Here is a 19,243-nt window from a genome sequence, read left to right as displayed (position 1 = left end):
TCATTCCAATGGGGTTCTGAATGCCCCACAGAGTCTCATTGGAATGGCATCCCTTTTGATCATCAATCGCTCCAGTGTTGTCGTGACACTGCTTTATCCCACGACAAGCGCAATGCTCATGTGAGTTTTGCGTGAACAATTTGGAGAAGATCAGAATGACTATGTTTAAAAAAGCAGTAAAGAGTTTTCAGTGGGGCAATCACCAAGTAACAATGGAAACAGGTGAGATCGCTCGCCAATCTGGTGGTGCCGTTATCGTTAACGTGGATGACACTGTTGTAATGGGTACTGTAGTTGCCTCTAAGTCTGCAAAGCCAGGCCAATCCTTTTTCCCATTGACAGTGGATTATTTAGAAAAGACTTACGCAGCAGGCAAGATCCCTGGTGGCTTCTTCCGTCGTGAAGGCCGTCCATCAGAAGGTGAGACATTAATCTCCCGTTTGATCGATCGTCCATTGCGTCCATTGTTTCCAGAGGGTTTCTTGAACGAAGTTCAGGTGGTAGTTCATGTGTTATCTATCAACCCAGATGTTCCTGCTGATATTCCTGCTTTGATTGCTGCCTCTGCAGCCTTGGCTATTTCTGGCATTCCTTTTGCTGGCCCAGTTGGCGCAGCTCGCGTGGGTTATGCCAACGGTCAATACCTGTTAAATCCTACACGTACAGAACAAGCGACTAGCGAACTCGATTTGATCGTTGCTGGTACACAAGCTGCCGTATTGATGGTGGAGTCAGAAGCAAACCAACTTTCTGAAGAAGTGATGTTAGGTGCAGTTGTATATGGTCATGACCAAATGCAAACTGCGATCAACGCCATTAACGAATTGGTACGTGAAGCTGGTAAGCCAGAGTGGGATTGGACTGCAGCTCCTAAAGATGAGCCATTCATTGCTAAGGTCACTGCATTAGCTGAAGCACCATTGCGTGAGGCTTATCAGATTCGTCAAAAGGGTGCTCGTTCAGACAAGCTCAAAGAAATCTCTAAAACTGTTTTAGCCAAGTTAGCCGAAGAGGGTGATGTTGACGCGGTTGCTGTAAGCGACATCATGTTTGAAATCGAAGCAAAGATTGTTCGTAGCCAGATTTTGAATGGTGAGCCACGCATCGATGGTCGTGATACTCGTACTGTTCGTCCAATTGAAATTCGTAATGGTGTATTGCCACGTACCCACGGCTCTGCCTTGTTTACTCGTGGTGAAACTCAAGCATTGGTAGTAGCTACTTTAGGTACTGCACGCGATGAGCAAATCATTGATGCGCTCGAAGGTGAATACCGCGATCGTTTCATGTTCCACTACAACATGCCTCCGTTTGCTACTGGTGAAACTGGTCGTGTAGGTAGCCCTAAGCGTCGTGAAATTGGTCACGGCCGTTTGGCTAAGCGCGCACTGATTCCAGTATTGCCAAGTGCTGAAGATTTTGCATACAGCATTCGTGTGGTTTCAGAGATTACTGAATCCAACGGTTCATCCTCAATGGCCTCCGTTTGCGGCGGCTGTCTTGCAATGATGGATGCTGGTGTTCCAGTTAAAGCGCACGTTGCTGGCGTTGCCATGGGCTTGATTCTCGATGGCAACCGTTTTGCTGTCTTGACTGACATCTTGGGTGATGAAGATCACCTAGGCGATATGGACTTCAAAGTAGCAGGTACAGCAAATGGTATTACTGCGTTGCAGATGGACATTAAGGTTCAAGGCATTACCAAAGAAATTATGCAAGTGGCATTAGCACAAGCTAAAGAAGGCCGTTTGCACATCTTGACCAAAATGCAAGAAGCGATGGGCTCAGTTCGAACAGAACTTTCAGCACATGCTCCACGCATGGTGTCATTCAAGATTCATCCAGACAAGATTCGTGAAGTAATTGGTAAGGGCGGTGCAACTATCCAAGCCTTGACTAAAGAAACTGGTTGCAGCATCGACATTAAAGATGACGGCACTGTAACAATTGCATCTACTAGTGCTGAAGGCATGGCCGAGGCAAAAGCTCGTATCGAAGGCATTACCGCAGAAGCTGAAGTAGGCAAGATCTACGAAGGCCCAGTGGTGAAGTTGCTTGAGTTCGGCGCTTTGGTAAATATTCTCCCAGGTAAAGATGGCCTATTACATATCTCTGAAATCTCTAACGAGCGCGTTAAAGAAGTCAAAGACTATTTGGCAGAAGGTCAAATTGTGCGCGTGAAGTTGCTTGCTGCTGATGAGCGTGGTCGTTTGCGTTTATCACTGAAAGCTGCAATGGCAGAAGAGGGCGGCTCGATTGCTCCTTTAGCTGGCGCTGAAGTCGCTCCGTCCGCTGACGAAACAGCTTAAGCTATTCACACCTACTACTGCGAGAAGCTCTTATGCGCGTAATGGAAATCAAAGAATTTGGCGCACCAGAAATGTTGGTGCCAGCCACTCGTCCGGATCCAGCTGTTCCTGTTGCTGGTACCGGCGAGATTTTGATTAAGGTAATTGCAGCCGGCATTAACCGACCAGATGTCCTGCAGCGTAAGGGTTTTTATCCTGTACCTGCAGGCGCATCCGATATTCCTGGTCTTGAGGTTGCTGGAGAGATTATTGGTGGTGATTTAACTCACGCAGATAATTGTTTTGGTCTCAAGCTTGGCGATAAGGTTTGTGCTTTAGTGCAAGGTGGTGGTTATGCTGAGCTCTGCACGGCACCTATTGCTCAGTGCTTGCCTTATCCAAAAGGCTTTACTGACCAAGAGGCTGCAGCCTTACCGGAAACTTTTTTCACTGTATGGAGCAACGTCTTCATGCGTGGTCAACTAGCAGAGGGCGAAACCCTGTTAGTGCAAGGTGGCTCTAGCGGTATTGGGGTTACTGCCATTCTGATTGCTAAGGCTTTAGGCCACAAAGTATTTGTGACTGCTGGCACGGATGAAAAGTGCGCAGCATGCGTTAAGTTGGGTGCTGATTTAGCGGTGAATTACAAAACACAAGATTTTGTAGAAGAGATTAAGAAGGCGACTGATGGTAAAGGTGTCAATGTCATCCTTGATATGGTGACTGGCGTTTATGTGCAACGTGAAATCGATTGTTTGGCCGACGATGGCCGCATTGTGATCATTGCCATTCAGGGTGGATCAAAGGCGGAGGTTAGTACTAACCAAATTTTGCGCCGTCGCTTAACTATCACTGGTTCAACCTTGCGTCCGCGCCCAGTCTCCTTTAAGAAGCAGATTACAAAGCAGCTGTTCGACAATATCTGGCCGTTACTAAATGCTGGTCAATTAAAGCCAGTCATTTACAAAACCTTTACGCTCGATCAGGCAGCAGATGCTCATAGCTTGATGGAGTCATCAGAGCATGTCGGTAAGATTGTTTTAACGGTCTAGAAGATCTGAATTAAAAATGCGACCACTCATCATCATCGGCAACTGGAAAATGAATGGCAATCTTGCTAGTAATGAAGATTGGATCAAGACCGTCGCTCGTGGTATGGAAAGTGGTATGCCATCAGGCCGCAAGTTTGCTGTTTGCCCGCCATTTCCCTATTTGGCGCAATGTGCTGCATTAATTAAAGAATATTCTTTGGCATTCTTAAGTCTCGGAGCGCAAGATGCTTCAGCCTTTGAATCTGGCGCATATACCGGTGAGGTGGCTGCTTCTGCCTTGAAAGAAATGGATTGTAGCTACGTGATTGTTGGCCACTCTGAGCGTCGTGAAACTCATCATGAGGCTGATGAGCTTGTAGCAGGCAAAGCCTTGCAGGTTTTAGATAGCAGAATGACTCCAGTGATTTGTGTTGGTGAGACTGCTGATGAGAGAAATTCAGGTAGAGCTGTAGAGGTTGTCCGCGGACAGGTTGCAAAGCAGTTGTCTGTACTTCAGGATCGTTTAGCAGATTGCTTAATTGCTTATGAACCCGTTTGGGCAATTGGTACCGGTAAGGTTGCTAGCGCTCAGGTTGCCCAAGATATGCATCGGGCTATTCGTCTGCAATTGGCAGAATTTGATGAGGACGTTGCTTCTCACGTTGGAATTTTGTATGGCGGCAGTATCAAACCGGATAATGCCGTTGAGTTGTTTGCAATGCCTGATATTGATGGCGGATTGGTTGGGGGTGCTTCTTTAAATCCTCAAGACTTTCTGGCTATCTGTAAGGCGTAGATTTTTATTTGGAGATCAATCGTGGAATGGCTTAAGACTTTATTAATCGTATTTCAAGTAATTTCAGCATTGGCTGTGATTCTGCTTGTGCTGTTGCAGCAAGGTAAGGGCGCAGATATGGGTGCTGCTTTTGGATCTGGCTCGTCGGGCAGCTTATTCGGCGCTAGTGGCTCTGCCAATTTTTTATCCCATACAACAGCTGTTTTTGCGGCAATTTTCTTTATTTGTACTTTGGGCATTACTTGGCTTGGTAATAAGAAAGAAGTTGCTCCCGGGGTTCTCTCTGGAACAGTTGCTCCAGTAGTGGCGCCGGCAGCACCAGTGGCACCAGTACAGGATCCAACCAAGCCTGCAGTCCCTAAGTAAAACAGTAGGGTTTTACAGATTTAACTAGCCCAAAATAGGGGTAGTGAAGTGTTGCAATGCAGTAGAATTGACAGGTTTTGCAAGATGCCGACGTGGTGAAATTGGTAGACACGCTATCTTGAGGGGGTAGTGGCTTAGGCTGTGCGAGTTCGAGTCTCGCCGTCGGCACCAAAATAAAGAATTTATAGAGTTTTTGCTCTAGATCAAGGTTGTAAGAAGTGAACGAATAATTTGTAGTTTTAAGTATTTCCAGACGAACGAATCAGGACCATTTTGAATCTCGCTAATTACTTTCCTGTTCTGCTTTTTATCCTCGTAGGTATTGGGGTGGGATTAGTCCCCATGTTCCTCGGAAAAATTCTGGCCCCTTCGAAGCCTGACGCTGAAAAACTCTCTCCATATGAGTGCGGTTTTGAAGCTTTCGAAGATGCGCGCATGAAGTTTGATGTGCGCTACTACCTTATTGCTATTCTTTTCATCCTTTTTGATCTTGAAACTGCATTCCTATTTCCATGGGGTGTTGCTTTGCGTGATATTGGTTGGTTTGGCTACGCCTCTATGGTGATCTTCCTCTTGGAATTCATTGTAGGATTTGTGTATATCTGGAAAAAGGGCGCTCTCGACTGGGAGTGATTGATATGGCACTAGAAGGCGTTCTCAAAGAAGGATTTGTTACTACTACTGCGGATCAGTTGATTAACTGGACTCGCAACGGTTCTTTATGGCCAATGACTTTTGGTCTAGCTTGCTGCGCGGTTGAGATGATGCATGCCGGCGCATCGCGTTATGACTTAGACCGTTTTGGTGTCGTGTTTCGGCCATCTCCACGTCAATCGGACTTGATGATTGTTGCGGGTACCTTATGTAACAAGATGGCCCCAGCATTACGCAAAGTTTATGACCAAATGCCAGAACCACGCTGGGTCATTTCCATGGGATCTTGTGCCAATGGCGGCGGTTACTACCATAACTCTTATTCAGTGGTGCGCGGTTGCGATCGCATCGTGCCAGTCGATATTTATGTTCCTGGTTGCCCTCCAACTGCCGAAGCGTTGATCTATGGAATTATTCAGTTGCAATCGAAGATTGCACGTACTAGCACGATTGCGCGGAAGGGCTAAGCTATGTCAGATCGTTTAGTTCAATTATCCGCCAACCTCGAAAAAGTTCTGGGTAAGCGTGCGCTGTCGATTGAGACGGCATTAGGTGAAGTGACCGTAGTAGTGGCTGCGGACACCTATTTAGAGTCTGCCATGCTATTGCGTGATGAGCCATCACTTGCATTTGAACAGTTGATTGATCTATGTGGTGTTGACTATCAAGACTTTGGCGATGGAAGCTGGAGTGGTCAACGTTTTGGTGTTGTCAGTCACCTTTTATCAATTCAGCACAACTGGCGTTTACGGGTCAGAGTCTTTGCTCTCGATGATAGCTATCCGTTAGTGGCATCGATCACTCCAGTATGGAACTCTGCTAACTGGTTCGAGCGGGAAGCGTTTGATCTCTTTGGAATCTTATTTGAAGGTCATGATGATTTACGCCGTATCTTGACTGACTATGGCTTCATTGGCCATCCCTTTAGAAAAGATTTCCCTATCAGCGGTAATGTAGAAATGCGTTATGACCCAGAGTTAAAGCGCGTTGTCTATCAGCCCGTCACTATTGAGGCGCGTGAGATTACTCCCCGTATCGTTCGTGAAGAGCAGTACGGAGGCCCGGCTTAAGTCATGGCGAAAATTAAGAACTACACTCTCAACTTTGGGCCTCAGCATCCTGCGGCACATGGTGTATTGCGCCTAGTGCTTGAGCTTGATGGTGAAGTGATTCAGCGCGCTGATCCCCATATTGGCTTATTACATCGCGCAACCGAGAAATTAGCTGAGACACGTACGTGGATTCAGAACGTTCCTTATATGGATCGCTTAGATTATGTTTCCATGATGTCCAATGAGCATGCGTATGTCATGGCCATTGAGAAGTTGTTGCAAGTGGAAGTTCCTGAGCGCGCACAATATATTCGGGTGATGTATGACGAGCTCACGCGTTTACTCAATCACTTACTCTGGATCGGCTGTCATGGTCTTGACGTTGGTGCGATGGCGGTCTTCCTGTATGCCTTCCGCGATCGTGAAGACATCTTTGATATGTATGAAGCCGTATCTGGTGCTCGTATGCATGCTGCCTACTATCGTCCAGGCGGTGTATATCGTGATTTGCCAGACCAAATGGCGCAGTACAGTACATCTAAGGTTCGCAGCCCATCGGCTGTCAAACGCTTGAACGAGAATCGTAGCGGTTCATTGCTCGACTTTGTTGAGCAGTTTTCTAATGGCTTTGATGCCCACGTGGATGAGTATTGCAATCTCTTAACTGATAACCGTATCTGGAAACAGCGTCTAGTCAATATTGGTATCGTGACGCCTGAGCGCGCATTGCAGCTCGGCTTTACTGGTCCCATGCTGCGTGGCTCTGGTATTGAATGGGATTTGCGCAAGAAGCAGCCATATGAAGTCTATGACCGTCTCGACTTTGATATCCCGGTAGGAGTCAATGGTGACTCCTATGATCGTTACTTAGTTCGCATGGAAGAAATGCGCCAATCCAATCGCATTATTAAGCAGTGCATTGCTTGGCTTAAAGCAAACCCAGGTCCTGTCATGAGCGATAACCATAAAGTTTCTCCACCCAAGCGCGTGGATATGAAAACCAATATGGAAGAACTGATTCATCACTTCAAACTCTTTACTGAGGGTATTCATGTTCCTAATGGCGAAGCTTATTCTGCTGTTGAGCATCCAAAAGGTGAGTTTGGTATCTATTTGATTTCTGATGGCGCTAATAAGCCATATCGCCTAAAAATTCGTGCGCCAGGATTTGTTCATCTCTCAGCCATGGATGAAATGTCACGTGGCCATATGCTGGCTGATGCGGTAACTATTATTGGCACGCAGGATATTGTGTTTGGGGAGATTGACCGCTAATTAAGCGTGCCAAGATTATTCATGACAACTACTCTCCAACTATCTGATAAAACACTGGCAGATATTGCCCGCAATGTCGCCAAATATCCTCCAGAGCAAAAACAATCTGCTGTGATGGCTGCTTTGATTGCCGCTCAAACTGAAGTAGGTTGGGTGTCGCCAGAAGTTATCGCTACTGTTGCGCAAATCCTTGAGATGCCAATGATCGCGGTAGATGAGGTGGCTACTTTCTACAATATGTACAACACCAAGCCGATTGGTAAATACAAGTTGGTCATCTGTACCAATTTACCTTGCCAATTAACGCATGGCCAAACTGCAGCAAATCATCTTAAAGATACCCTAGGGATCGGCTTTAACGAAACTACCCCTTGTGGCACTTTTACTCTCAAAGAGGGTGAATGTATGGGTGCTTGTGGCGATTCACCAGTCATGTTAGTGAATGACAAGCGCATGTGCAGCTTTATGAGCAAAGAAAGAATTGACTCACTATTAAGTGAACTTCGTGCAGAAGGGAAAGCAGCATGACCAGCTTGCACGACCGCCACATTAAGCCTTTGATCCTGGCAGGATTAAACGGCAATAACTGGCGTTTAAAAGATTACGAGAGTCGTGGTGGTTATCAGCAGTTGCGTCGTTTATTAAATGACAAGGTTGCACCAGATGCCATCATTACTGAATTAAAGGCCTCATCATTGCGTGGTCGCGGTGGTGCAGGTTTCCCAACAGGGCTGAAGTGGAGTTTTATGCCACGTCAATTCCCGGGGCAAAAATATTTAGTTTGTAACAGCGATGAAGGTGAGCCTGGTACTTTTAAAGACCGCGACATCATGCGCTACAACCCACATGCGTTGATCGAGGGCATGATTATTGGTGCATACACCATGGGCATTACGGTTGGGTACAACTACATTCATGGCGAGATCTGGGATGTATATTCACGCTTCGAAGAGGCATTGGAAGAAGCGCGTGCTGCAGGTTATTTGGGTGACAAGATTCTGGGAAGTGATTTCTCCTTTCAGTTGCATGCCACACCAGGTTGGGGTGCTTATATCTGTGGCGAAGAAACTGCTTTACTAGAGTCTCTCGAAGGTAAAAAAGGCCAGCCCCGTTTTAAACCACCGTTTCCGGCTAGCTTTGGTTTGTATGGCAAGCCAACCACTATTAATAACACTGAAACATTTGCAGCTGTGCCATTTGTCTTAGCAATAGGCGGTCAAGCCTATTTAGATCTGGGCAAACCCAACAATGGCGGCACTAAAATTTTCTCGGTATCTGGTGACGTAGTTCATCCAGGTAATTACGAGGTTCCATTGGGCACGCCGTTTGCTGATTTACTAAAGCTTGCTGGTGGTTTGCGCGATGGTAAGGCATTAAAAGCAGTGATTCCTGGTGGATCTTCAGCCCCCGTGATTCCTGGTGCGCAAATGATGGATCTAACAATGGATTACGACAGCATCGCTAAAGCAGGTTCCATGTTGGGATCTGGTGCAGTGATCGTGATGAATGAAACCCGTTGCATGGTAAGGGCTTTAGAGCGTTTATCTTACTTCTATCATGAAGAATCTTGTGGTCAGTGCACTCCATGTCGTGAGGGTACAGGCTGGTTGTATCGTATTGTGCATCGCATTGAACATGGTCAAGGACGCCCTGAAGATTTAGATTTACTGAATGATGTAGCAGCCAATATTCAGGGGCGCACGATCTGCGCTTTAGGTGACGCTGCTGCAATGCCAGTGCGTGGCATGTTGAAGCATTACATGAATGAATTTGCGTATCACGTAGAACATAAGCGCTGCTTAGATTCTGCACAACCTTTATAAGCTATTGAGCCGGGATATTTTTAAGTGAGCATGGTAGAAATCGAATTAGATGGCAAGACGGTAGAAGTTCCGCAAGGTTCGATGGTGATGCACGCCGCGAATAAGCTAGGCACTTACGTTCCTCACTTCTGCTATCACAAGAAATTATCTATTGCTGCTAACTGCCGTATGTGCTTGGTTGAGGTGGAGAAGGCACCAAAACCATTACCTGCTTGTGCTACACCAGTCACTCAAGGCATGAAAGTGTTTACCCATTCTGCAAAAGCAGTCGAGGCGCAACGCTCTGTAATGGAATTCTTGTTAATTAATCACCCATTGGATTGCCCAATTTGCGACCAGGGTGGTGAGTGTCAGCTACAAGACTTGGCTGTTGGCTATGGCAAGTCAAACTCACGCTATGACGAAGAGAAGCGTGTTATCTTTCATAAGAATGTAGGCCCATTGATCTCGATGCAAGAGATGTCCCGTTGTATTCATTGCACCCGCTGCGTTCGTTTCGGGCAAGAGGTGGCTGGCGTCATGGAATTGGGCATGATCAACCGTGGCGAGCATTCAGAAATTACTACCTTCGTAGGTCAAACAGTGGATTCAGAGCTTTCTGGAAACATGATTGATATATGCCCGGTTGGCGCATTGACTAGCAAGCCTTTCCGTTATGCAGCGCGTACTTGGGAATTAGGGCGTAAGCGTTCTGTAAGTCCACACGATAGCTTGGGTGCAAATACCACCGTACAAACTAAAGACAACAAAGTCATGCGTGTGGTGGCTTTAGAAAATGAAGCGATTAATGAATGCTGGATTAGCGATCGTGATCGTTTTTCCTATGAAGGTTTAAATAGCGCAGATCGTGTGACTACACCCATGGTGAAGCAGGGTGGTCAATGGCTTGAAACCGATTGGCAGTCAGCGCTTGATTATGTGACCCATTCACTCAAGACGATCGCTGCCCAAAGTGGTCCAGAGTCGATTGGTGCATTAGCCCATCCAATTTCTAGTGCTGAAGAATTGCATCTCTTGCAAAAAATGGTTCGTGGCTTGGGTTCTACTCAAGTAGAAACCCGTCTGCGTCAAGCAGATGTAAAGGCTGCCGCAACTGCACCGTGGCTAGGTATGCCAATTGCAAAATTGAGCGAGTTAGACCGCGCCTTGATTATTGGAAGCTTCTTACGTAAGGATCAACCCATTATTGCAGCGCGTATTCGTACAGCTTCAAAGCGTGGGTTACAAGTGATGCGGATTGATGCTGGTGGCGATGATTGGTTAATCTCCAGCAGTGGCATCTCGTCCGCCCCCAGTTCATGGCTCAATAGCCTGAGTGAAGTTGCTTTAGCAGTTGCGAAAGCAAAATCGCTTACTGCTCCTGCTGGAGTAGCCAATTTATCGGTCTTTCCGGCAGCACAGAAGATTGCTGACAGTTTAATTTCTGGTTCTGCAAAAGCGGTACTCCTAGGTTCCGCAGCTATTGCACATCCTCATGCATCTGACTTGCATGTATTGGCGCAATTTATTACGGAGCAAACTGGCGCCACTTTAGGCTTCTTGCCAGTAGGTGGTAATGCTGTTGGTGCTTCATTAGTCAATGCCAATGGTGTAGGTGTTGAATCGATTCTTTCTGGTGATCGCAAAGCGGTACTGCTGATGAATATCGAACCAGATGCAGACTTACCTAATCCTCTTCAAGCGCGCGCTGCCCTCGCAAAAGCGAATACAGTCATTGCATTGAGTGCTTACAAGAGCGCTGATTTACTTGAAGTGGCTGATGTCATTCTGCCAATTTCCACCTTTACTGAAACGGTTGGCACCTTTGTGAATGCAGAAGGTAGCGCGCAGACTATTCAACCTTCAGTTAAGCCATTAGGTGATTCCCGCCCAGCATGGAAAGTGCTGCGTGCCCTCGGTAGTCTCTTAGATCTTGATGGTTTCTTGTTCAACTTGCCAGAAGAAGTGCTGGGTGAAGCTCTTGATGAAAGCTATTGCACTCGCCTAAGTAATAAGGCGACAAGTAATACCATTACCCATGGAAGCACGACTCCAACCAGTGGTCTTGAGCGAATTGCGGATGTGAATATCTACGCGGGCGACCAAATCGTACGCCGCTCATCAGCATTGCAATTAACACGTGATGCAAAGCGTGGCAATCAAGCTGGTTTAAATCAAAAGCTATTCACAGAGCTTGGCATCAAAGAGGGTGAAGCGGTGAGGGTATCTCAAGGCGGCCAGTCCGTTGATATGCCTGCAACATTAGAAGCCAATCTAGCACCAGGCGCCGTCAGGATTTCTGCGGGCACCATGGCAAGTGCGAAATTAGGGCCCATGAATGGCCCAATTACGGTTGCTAAGGCGTAAGGTCAGAAATGGATCATTTCTTGAACCTCATTACTACTCAAGGCGAGGCCATCTTTGGTTCTTTATGGCCACTAGTTTGGGCATTAGTTCGTATTGTCATCATCGTATTGCCGATGTTTGCTTGCGTGGCTTATTTAACACTTTGGGAAAGAAAGTTAATTGGCTGGATGCATATACGCCTAGGACCAAATCGTGTTGGTCCATTAGGTCTACTGCAGCCTATTGCTGATGCACTGAAATTATTGATGAAGGAGATTATTTCTCCTGCTCAGTCATCTAAGGTTTTGTTCTTTATTGCGCCGATCATGGTGATCATGCCTGCCTTTGCTGCATGGGCGGTCATTCCGTTTCAGGCCAAAATGGTGCTGGCAGATATTAATGCTGGTTTGCTGTACATCATGGCGATTTCATCGATCAGCGTTTATGGCGTGATTCTGGCTGGCTGGTCTTCTAACTCTAAATATCCATTCTTAGGTGCCATGCGTGCATCAGCACAGATGATCTCGTACGAGATTGCTATGGGATTTGCCTTGGTTACAGTTTTATTAACTTCAGGTTCATTGAATTTGAGTACGATTGTCGCTTCCCAAGAGCAGGGCGTTTTTGCTGATATGGGATTGAACTTCTTATCTTGGAATTGGTTGCCACTACTGCCGATGTTCCTGATTTACTTTATCTCGGGTGTTGCGGAGACAAATCGTCACCCATTCGATGTGGTTGAAGGTGAGTCAGAGATTGTTGCAGGACATATGGTGGAGTATTCCGGCATGTCATTTGCCATGTTCTTCTTGGCTGAGTACGCCAATATGATTCTGATTGCTGCAGTAGCTTCCATTATGTTCTTGGGCGGCTGGTTGCCGATTGTGGATTTCCCAATCTTGCGAGATATTCCTGGCTTCTTCTGGTTATTTGCTAAGACCTTCTTCCTCTTGTCTTGCGTTATTTGGTTAAGGGCTACTTTGCCGCGCTATCGCTACGACCAAATCATGCGTTTGGGCTGGAAGATCTTCATTCCCATCTCCGTATTCTGGGTGGTTGTCGTTGGCGCGTGGGTGGTATCCCCATGGAATATTTGGAAATAAGTTGATCAATTATGTTTAAGAAAATTTCCCAATTTCTCGATAGCTTGATGCTTAAAGACATCTTGACTGGTATGTCTATAACCGGTCGTTATCTATTTAAGCCAAAAATTACTGTGCAATACCCCGAGGAGAAGACGCCCTTGTCACCCCGTTTCCGCGGCCTGCACGCTTTGCGCCGCTATGAAAGCGGAGAAGAGCGTTGTATTGGCTGTAAATTGTGTGAGGCTGTTTGCCCTGCATATGCCATCACCATTGAAACGGCTGAGCGCGAAGATGGAACACGTCGTACTAGCCGTTATGACATTGACTTAACAAAATGCATCTTCTGTGGCTTCTGTGAAGAAGCATGTCCGGTTGACGCTATTGTCGAAACCAATATTTTTGAATACTTTGGCGATAAGCGGGGAGATCTGTACTTCACTAAAGACATGTTATTGGCAGTAGGCGATAAGTATGAAAAAGATATCGCCGCTAGCCGTGTAGCTGATGCACCTTATCGCTAATCGGATAGAGCACACATTACTATGACATTTGATCCATCCACATTATTTGCTGCCTTCTTCTACGGATTTGCGGGCTTGCTGGTGATTTCTGCGGTACGCGTGATCACAGCCCGTAACCCAGTTCATGCTGCGCTCTTTTTGGTGTTGGCCTTCTTCTGCGCCTCAGGCCTTTGGATGTTGCTCAAGGCCGAGTTCCTCAGTTTGGCGCTGATCTTGGTTTACGTTGGTGCTGTGATGGTTCTGTTTATCTTCGTAGTGATGATGCTAGATCTTGATTTAGAGCATTTACGTCGCGACTTCAGAAAATATTTGCCAGTCGCTTTCTTGATGGGCACTGTGATTGTTCTAGAGCTATCCATTGTGATCATTCGCAGCTTTATCGGTACAAATGCTCCTGTACAACCAATGCCAGAAGAGATTGCAGCAAACAATACTTTGGCATTAGGCAGATTAATTTTCGTAGACTACGTTTATGCCTTTGAAGTTGCTGGCGTCATTCTGTTAGTGGCGATTATTGCTGCGGTTGCCTTGACCTTACGCAACCGCAAAGACTCCAAGTCACAGAATATTCATGAACAAGTCAACGTCGTTGCAGCGGACCGTATGCGTGTAGTTAAGATGGATTCAGATATGGGTGCAAAGCAAGACACCAAAGGGGAGAAGAAATGAATATCACTCTTGCCCACTACTTAGTACTTGGTGCGATTTTGTTTGCAACTAGCGTAATCGGCATTTTTCTGAACCGCAAGAATGTGATTGTGCTTTTAATGGCAATTGAGTTGATGCTTCTTTCTGTGAACATGAACTTTATCGCTTTCTCCCACTACTTGAGTGATATGGCGGGCCAAGTATTTGTATTCTTTATTTTGACTGTGGCAGCTGCGGAAGCAGCTATCGGTTTGGCAATTTTGGTTGTGCTCTTCCGTAAGGTTGACACCATTGATGCCGATGATCTTGACCACCTAAAAGGCTAGTCATGCAATTGACCTTAACTATTCCTGTTCTTTGCGCGATTCCTCTCGCGCCATTGATTGGCTCCATGATTGCGGGCTTCTTTGGCACTAAATTGGGTGGTAACCGTATTGGTCAAGGGGCATGCCAATTTGTCACCATCTTGGGTGTAGCGATTGCATTTGCACTGTCCTGCAATGTGTTGGTTCAGGTGATGGATGGCTTCTACTTTAATGGCACCGTATACCGCTGGATGGAATTGGGTGAACTCAATTTAGATATTGGCTTCTTAATCGATCCATTAACAGCGACCATGATGTGTGTAGTGACATTTGTATCACTCATGGTTCACATTTACACCATTGGCTATATGCAGGGGGAAGAAGGCTACAACCGCTTCTTCTCCTATATCTCTTTATTTACTTTTGCCATGTTGATGTTGGTGATGAGTAATAACCTTTTGCAACTCTTCTTCGGATGGGAAGCGGTGGGTGTAGTTTCTTATCTCTTGATTGGCTTTTATTACGAGCGTCAGTCTGCAGTATTTGCCAATATGAAAGCCTTCTTGGTTAATCGTGTTGGTGACTTCGGCTTTATTCTCGGCATTGGCTTGCTACTAGCTAGTACTGGCTCAATGCAATATGACGTCATTTTTTCTCAGAACACTGCCTTAGCAGCACAAACATTGCCTGGAACTAGCTGGAATTTATTGACGGTAGCTTGCATCTGTTTATTCATTGGTGCGATGGGTAAATCAGCACAGTTCCCATTACATGTTTGGTTGCCAGACTCCATGGAAGGCCCAACCCCAATTTCTGCATTGATTCACGCGGCAACGATGGTTACGGCAGGGATCTTTATGGTTTCTCGGATGTCACCATTGTTTGAGCTTTCTGATGTGGCTTTGAGCTTTATCCTCATTATTGGCTCGATTACGACGCTCTTCATGGGCTTTTTGGGAATTGTGCAAAATGACATCAAGCGCGTAGTGGCATATTCAACTCTGTCTCAATTGGGTTATATGACCGTAGCACTGGGGGTTTCTGCTTATCCAGTGGCGATCTTTCATTTAATGACCCATGCATTCTTTAAAGCCCTATTGTTCCTGGCGGCCGGTAGCGTGATTCTCGGTATGCACCACGAGCAAGATATGCGCAAGATGGGTGGCCTCTGGAAATACATGCCCATTACTTGCCTCATGATGTTGCTTGGTAATTTGGCCTTGATCGGTACACCATTCTTCTCTGGTTTCTATTCAAAAGATTCTATTATTGAAGCCGTTGCTGCCAGCCATATTCCTGGCGCAGGCTTTGCTTACTTTGCAGTGATGGCTAGTGTCTTTGTAACGGCTTTGTATTCATTCCGCCTCTACTTCTGGGTATTTCATGGCAAAGCACGTTGGGGTCATGCTGATTCACACGCGCACGATCATCATGCAGAGCAGGGCGATGACCATGCGCATCACGGTTTAGCGCCAGGTGAAAAGCCCCATGAGTCTCCATTGGTGGTAACTTTGCCATTAATCCTCTTGGCGATTCCGTCGGTCATCATTGGTTTTTATACGATTACGCCACTCTTATTTGGCACCTTCTTTGGTGACTCCATCTTTATCGATGTTCTCCGTCATCCAATTATGAAAGAGCTCGAAGACGAGTTCCATGGTCCGGTAGCAATGGCGATGCATGCATTCACATCACCAATCTTACTGTTGGTAGTTCTTGGCGTACTAACAGCTGCGGTTGGCTACCTTTGGGCTCCTAAGTTACCTGCCAAGGTTGCACAAGCACTAGCACCCATCAAAAAATTGCTCGATAACAAATACTATCTTGACGACTTAAACCAAGTAGTCTTTGCCAAGGGTCTGATTTGGATCGGTGGTTTCCTGTGGCATCGCGGCGACCAGAAAGTGATTGATGGTTTCTTTGTGAATGGCAGCGCGTACACAGTAGGGCGCTTTGCCGGAGTTATTCGCCATTTGCAATCTGGTTATCTTTATCACTACGCTTTTGCAATGATTGCAGGCTTAGCGGCGTTGCTAGCTTGGGTTTTGTATGCTTATCTGCCTTTTGTTCGCTAGGCCGCCATTATGATTCTTTCTTACGCTATCTGGACACCGATTGTTTTTGGACTCATTATTTTGATATTTGGGTCTGAGAAGCCATCTGCTGGTGTTCGCTGGTTAGCCCTTATTGGCGCCATCCTTGGCTTCATTGCCACTCTCCCTCTCATTATTCAGTTTGATATTGCCAATCCTGGGATGCAGTTTGTTGAGAAATTAAGTTGGATTCCGCGCTACGACATTAACTATTTCTTAGGTATTGACGGAATCTCTGTTTGGTTTATTGTTCTCACAGCTTTCATCAATATTATTGTAGTGATAGCAGCGTGGGAAGTGATTGAGATCAAGGTCTCGCAATATATGGCTTCTTTCATGATCCTTTCTGGATTAATGATTGGTGTTTTCTGTGCGCTAGATGCCTTATTGTTCTATGTCTTTTTCGAGGCAACCTTAATTCCGATGTACATCATCATTGGCGTCTGGGGTGGGCATAACCGCATCTATGCAGCATTCAAGTTCTTCCTGTACACCTTGCTTGGCTCCTTGCTCACTCTAGTTGCCATGCTTTATCTCTACAACGTGACCAATAGCTTTGATATTTTGGTTTGGCAACAGGCGCGCCTCGATATCGTTGAGCAAATTTTGCTGTTCTTTGCGTTCTTTATGGCGTTTGCTGTAAAGGTACCAATGTGGCCATTGCATACTTGGTTGCCCGATGTTCACGTAGAGGCGCCGACCGGTGGTTCTGTCGTGTTGGCAGCGATTATGTTGAAACTCGGTGCCTATGGTTTCTTGCGCTTCTCATTGCCGATTGCACCAGATGCTAGCCAATATCTCGGCCCATTTATCATCTTCCTATCATTAGTGGCGGTGATTTATGTAGGTGCAGTAGCCTTGGTTCAGAAGGATATGAAAAAGCTGGTGGCGTATTCATCTGTCGCCCACATGGGTTTTGTAACGCTCGGCTTCTTCCTCTTCAGTCCTCTAGGTATTGAGGGCGGTATTGTGCAAATGATTTCTCATGGCTTTGTGGCTGGTGCGATGTTCCTTTCTATTGGCGTGCTCTATGACCGTATGCATACTCGCCAAATTGCTGATTACGGTGGAGTAGTGCATCGCATGCCTGCATTTACTGCTTTTGCCGTGTTGATGGCAATGGCAAACTGCGGCCTTCCAGCAACTTCAGGATTTGTTGGTGAGTTCATGGTAATTCTTGCAGCAGTGGACTATGACTTTGTGATTGGCATCTTGGCTTCAACAGCCTTGATTCTGGGGGCTTCCTATTCCTTGTGGATGGTCAAGCGCGTATTCTTTGGCGCTATTACCAATGCCCATGTAGAGGAGCTAAAAGACCTGAATGCCCGCGAATATTTCTTGATGGCAGTATTGTCCATTTGTGTAATCGGAATGGGTGTTTATCCAAAACCCTTTACAGACATTATTCATCCTGCCGTGATTAATCTGCTACAGCATGTAGCTGTTAGCAAACTCTGAGTAAAAGCAAATGCAAGCATTCGACCTATACGCTATCCTGCCTGAACTTGTTCTGCTCGTTGCAGCCTGTTTGCTATTGCTGGCTAGCGTTTATGTGCCTGAGAGAGTGCTATCTACTCCAGGTGTAGAGCAGGACATCTTCCATACTCCCCGCGGAGTTGGATTTGTCTATTTCTTTACGATCATTCTCTTGGTCTATCTGATTTTGGCATTCATTGGCCGAATGGGAGATCCAGCGCTATTAGCGATGAATGGCTTATTTCAATCAGACCCTTTTTCTAATTTACTCAAAGCCTGTTCATGCGGTGCTGTCTTGGTCAGCTTGATTTACTCCAAGCAATACCTCAAAGATCGCGCCTTATTCCGCCCAGACTTTATTGTTTTGACCTTGCTTGCCTTACTTGGTCAATTTGTCTTGATCTCCGGGGCAAATTTGTTAACTCTTTATCTGGGCTTGGAGTTAATGGCATTGCCAACTTACGCACTCGTAGCAATGAGCCATAACAGCGAGAAGAGCGTAGAGGCCGCAATTAAGTATTTCATCTTAGGTGCTTTGGCTTCAGGTTTCTTCTTATATGGCATGTCGATGCTTTACGGCGTAACAGGCTCGTTAGATCTTATCGAAATCTTCAAAGTAGTTGCCGATCCACGTGTAAATCATCTGGTGATGGCCTTTGGCTTAGTGTTCATTGTTGCTGGCCTGGCATTTAAGTTAGGTGTAGTGCCTTTCCATATGTGGGTACCAGATGTCTATCAAGGCGCACCAACAGCAGTAACACTGATGATTGCGGCAGCACCTAAGCTTGCTGCTTTTGCCTTGTTGTTCCGTCTGCTGGTTAACACCTTGCTGCCGCTCTTGGGTGATTGGCAGCCAATGCTGGTGATCTTAGCAGTCCTGTCCTTAGTTCTTGGCAACGTCACGGCCATTGCGCAAACCAATTTGAAGCGTATGTTGGCGTATTCTGCGATTGCGCAAATGGGCTTCGTTCTATTAGGCCTGCTATCTGTATTTGATGATCATGCATTTAGCGCATCCATGTTTTATGTCATTACTTATGTATTAACAACCTTGGGTACCTTTGGCTTACTTATGGTTCTGTCTCGCAAGGGGCATGACTGTGAGACCTTAGACGACCTCAAAGGTTTGAATCAAAAGCATCCATGGTTTGCTTTTATTGGACTAGTAATGATGTTCTCCTTGGCAGGTATTCCGCCAACAGTAGGCTTTGCAGCTAAATTAGGTGTGCTAGAAGCGCTAGTAGATGGCGGTCATACCTTCTTGGCTATCGTCGCCGTAATGGCATCCTTGATCGGCGCTTTCTATTACTTGCGTGTCGTCAAGGTAATGTATTTTGATCAACCGGTGCATGAGACAACCATTAGCGGTTCTGGCTTTGCCAAAGGCATCTTGGGCTTAAATAGTATTTTGGTGTTAGCGCTGGGTATTGTTCCTGCAGGCTTAATGAGTCTTTGTCTCGACGCCATGCGCCGTACCTTATTAGGCTCCTAAATTCTTAGGTAGA

18 protein-coding genes and 1 tRNA gene are annotated in these 19,243 nt (G+C 46.2%); all 19 read left to right on the top strand.

Translation table 11 applies throughout. The annotated features are described in order from the left end of the window. Nucleotides 1-155: 155 nt before the first annotated feature. Nucleotides 156-2,309, top strand: a complete 2,154-nt coding sequence (gene pnp / locus CBI31_RS03815) for a polyribonucleotide nucleotidyltransferase (RefSeq protein WP_088525107.1) — start codon at nucleotides 156-158, stop codon at nucleotides 2,307-2,309. A 32-nt stretch (nucleotides 2,310-2,341) separates the two neighbouring features. After that, complete coding sequence (locus tag CBI31_RS03810; RefSeq protein ID WP_088525106.1) at nucleotides 2,342-3,340, top strand: NAD(P)H-quinone oxidoreductase; 999 nt, start codon at nucleotides 2,342-2,344, stop codon at nucleotides 3,338-3,340. Nucleotides 3,341-3,356: 16 nt separating this feature from the next. Further along, nucleotides 3,357-4,115 (top strand): triose-phosphate isomerase, encoded by a 759-nt coding sequence (gene tpiA / locus CBI31_RS03805; protein WP_088525105.1) that lies wholly within the window; start codon nucleotides 3,357-3,359, stop codon nucleotides 4,113-4,115. 21 nt (nucleotides 4,116-4,136) lie between these two features. Next, on the top strand, nucleotides 4,137-4,481 hold the full coding sequence (gene secG, locus CBI31_RS03800; protein ID WP_088525104.1) for a preprotein translocase subunit SecG: 345 nt from the start codon (nucleotides 4,137-4,139) through the stop codon (nucleotides 4,479-4,481). Nucleotides 4,482-4,567: 86 nt separating this feature from the next. Further along, nucleotides 4,568-4,652 (top strand) — tRNA-Leu (locus CBI31_RS03795). 102 nt (nucleotides 4,653-4,754) lie between these two features. Continuing rightward, entirely contained in the window at nucleotides 4,755-5,114 is a 360-nt protein-coding gene (locus CBI31_RS03790) for an NADH-quinone oxidoreductase subunit A (protein WP_011902892.1), read from the top strand. A 5-nt stretch (nucleotides 5,115-5,119) separates the two neighbouring features. Beyond that, nucleotides 5,120-5,602, top strand: coding sequence for a NuoB/complex I 20 kDa subunit family protein (locus CBI31_RS03785; protein ID WP_087910080.1), 483 nt, complete (start codon nucleotides 5,120-5,122; stop codon nucleotides 5,600-5,602). Nucleotides 5,603-5,605: 3 nt separating this feature from the next. Next, a complete protein-coding gene (locus tag CBI31_RS03780; protein WP_088525103.1) occupies nucleotides 5,606-6,205 on the top strand; it encodes an NADH-quinone oxidoreductase subunit C in 600 nt (199 codons plus the stop codon). 3 nt (nucleotides 6,206-6,208) lie between these two features. Next, nucleotides 6,209-7,462, top strand: coding sequence for an NADH-quinone oxidoreductase subunit D (locus CBI31_RS03775; protein ID WP_088525102.1), 1,254 nt, complete (start codon nucleotides 6,209-6,211; stop codon nucleotides 7,460-7,462). 21 nt (nucleotides 7,463-7,483) lie between these two features. Next, nucleotides 7,484-7,990 carry an NADH-quinone oxidoreductase subunit NuoE gene (gene nuoE, locus CBI31_RS03770; protein ID WP_088525101.1) on the top strand — a complete coding sequence of 169 codons (507 nt, stop codon included), beginning with the start codon at nucleotides 7,484-7,486 and terminating at the stop codon, nucleotides 7,988-7,990. Continuing rightward, complete coding sequence (nuoF, locus tag CBI31_RS03765) at nucleotides 7,987-9,285, top strand: NADH-quinone oxidoreductase subunit NuoF (RefSeq protein WP_088525100.1); 1,299 nt, start codon at nucleotides 7,987-7,989, stop codon at nucleotides 9,283-9,285. Before nuoE ends, nuoF begins: the two co-directional genes overlap by 4 nt. A gap of 30 nt (nucleotides 9,286-9,315) precedes the next feature. Continuing rightward, nucleotides 9,316-11,631: an NADH-quinone oxidoreductase subunit NuoG gene (gene nuoG / locus CBI31_RS03760; RefSeq protein ID WP_088525099.1), complete on the top strand. Its 2,316-nt coding sequence runs from the start codon at nucleotides 9,316-9,318 to the stop codon at nucleotides 11,629-11,631. An 8-nt stretch (nucleotides 11,632-11,639) separates the two neighbouring features. Next, nucleotides 11,640-12,713: an NADH-quinone oxidoreductase subunit NuoH gene (gene nuoH, locus CBI31_RS03755; protein WP_088525098.1), complete on the top strand. Its 1,074-nt coding sequence runs from the start codon at nucleotides 11,640-11,642 to the stop codon at nucleotides 12,711-12,713. An 11-nt stretch (nucleotides 12,714-12,724) separates the two neighbouring features. Further along, entirely contained in the window at nucleotides 12,725-13,216 is a 492-nt protein-coding gene (gene nuoI, locus CBI31_RS03750; RefSeq protein WP_088525097.1) for an NADH-quinone oxidoreductase subunit NuoI, read from the top strand. Nucleotides 13,217-13,237: 21 nt separating this feature from the next. After that, entirely contained in the window at nucleotides 13,238-13,885 is a 648-nt protein-coding gene (locus CBI31_RS03745) for an NADH-quinone oxidoreductase subunit J (protein ID WP_088525096.1), read from the top strand. Beyond that, nucleotides 13,882-14,190, top strand: a complete 309-nt coding sequence (nuoK, locus tag CBI31_RS03740; protein WP_088525095.1) for an NADH-quinone oxidoreductase subunit NuoK — start codon at nucleotides 13,882-13,884, stop codon at nucleotides 14,188-14,190. Before CBI31_RS03745 ends, nuoK begins: the two co-directional genes overlap by 4 nt. 2 nt (nucleotides 14,191-14,192) lie before the next feature. Next, nucleotides 14,193-16,244 carry an NADH-quinone oxidoreductase subunit L gene (gene nuoL / locus CBI31_RS03735; RefSeq protein ID WP_088525094.1) on the top strand — a complete coding sequence of 684 codons (2,052 nt, stop codon included), beginning with the start codon at nucleotides 14,193-14,195 and terminating at the stop codon, nucleotides 16,242-16,244. A gap of 9 nt (nucleotides 16,245-16,253) precedes the next feature. After that, entirely contained in the window at nucleotides 16,254-17,720 is a 1,467-nt protein-coding gene (locus CBI31_RS03730; protein WP_088525093.1) for an NADH-quinone oxidoreductase subunit M, read from the top strand. A 10-nt stretch (nucleotides 17,721-17,730) separates the two neighbouring features. Beyond that, a complete protein-coding gene (gene nuoN / locus CBI31_RS03725; protein ID WP_088525092.1) occupies nucleotides 17,731-19,230 on the top strand; it encodes an NADH-quinone oxidoreductase subunit NuoN in 1,500 nt (499 codons plus the stop codon). The last annotated feature ends 13 nt before the right edge of the window (nucleotides 19,231-19,243 follow it).

The organism is Polynucleobacter campilacus (assembly GCF_002206625.1).
Taxonomy (GTDB): Bacteria; Pseudomonadota; Gammaproteobacteria; order Burkholderiales; family Burkholderiaceae; genus Polynucleobacter; species Polynucleobacter campilacus.
Note: the sequence above shows the minus strand (reverse complement) of the source record. Positions and strands in the feature narration are given on the sequence as shown.

What these genes read in the sequence shown, in the direction of transcription:
- pnp (WP_088525107.1), top strand. Translation starts at nt 156, where the DNA reads ATGACTATGTTTAAAAAAGCAGTAAAGAGTTTTCAGTGGGGCAATCAC.
- CBI31_RS03810 (WP_088525106.1), top strand. Translation starts at nt 2,342, where the DNA reads ATGCGCGTAATGGAAATCAAAGAATTTGGCGCACCAGAAATGTTGGTG.
- tpiA (WP_088525105.1), top strand. Translation starts at nt 3,357, where the DNA reads ATGCGACCACTCATCATCATCGGCAACTGGAAAATGAATGGCAATCTT.
- CBI31_RS03785 (WP_087910080.1), top strand. Translation starts at nt 5,120, where the DNA reads ATGGCACTAGAAGGCGTTCTCAAAGAAGGATTTGTTACTACTACTGCG.
- CBI31_RS03780 (WP_088525103.1), top strand. Translation starts at nt 5,606, where the DNA reads ATGTCAGATCGTTTAGTTCAATTATCCGCCAACCTCGAAAAAGTTCTG.
- CBI31_RS03775 (WP_088525102.1), top strand. Translation starts at nt 6,209, where the DNA reads ATGGCGAAAATTAAGAACTACACTCTCAACTTTGGGCCTCAGCATCCT.
- nuoE (WP_088525101.1), top strand. Translation starts at nt 7,484, where the DNA reads ATGACAACTACTCTCCAACTATCTGATAAAACACTGGCAGATATTGCC.
- nuoF (WP_088525100.1), top strand. Translation starts at nt 7,987, where the DNA reads ATGACCAGCTTGCACGACCGCCACATTAAGCCTTTGATCCTGGCAGGA.
- nuoG (WP_088525099.1), top strand. Translation starts at nt 9,316, where the DNA reads ATGGTAGAAATCGAATTAGATGGCAAGACGGTAGAAGTTCCGCAAGGT.
- nuoH (WP_088525098.1), top strand. Translation starts at nt 11,640, where the DNA reads ATGGATCATTTCTTGAACCTCATTACTACTCAAGGCGAGGCCATCTTT.
- nuoI (WP_088525097.1), top strand. Translation starts at nt 12,725, where the DNA reads ATGTTTAAGAAAATTTCCCAATTTCTCGATAGCTTGATGCTTAAAGAC.
- CBI31_RS03745 (WP_088525096.1), top strand. Translation starts at nt 13,238, where the DNA reads ATGACATTTGATCCATCCACATTATTTGCTGCCTTCTTCTACGGATTT.
- nuoK (WP_088525095.1), top strand. Translation starts at nt 13,882, where the DNA reads ATGAATATCACTCTTGCCCACTACTTAGTACTTGGTGCGATTTTGTTT.
- nuoL (WP_088525094.1), top strand. Translation starts at nt 14,193, where the DNA reads ATGCAATTGACCTTAACTATTCCTGTTCTTTGCGCGATTCCTCTCGCG.
- CBI31_RS03730 (WP_088525093.1), top strand. Translation starts at nt 16,254, where the DNA reads ATGATTCTTTCTTACGCTATCTGGACACCGATTGTTTTTGGACTCATT.
- nuoN (WP_088525092.1), top strand. Translation starts at nt 17,731, where the DNA reads ATGCAAGCATTCGACCTATACGCTATCCTGCCTGAACTTGTTCTGCTC.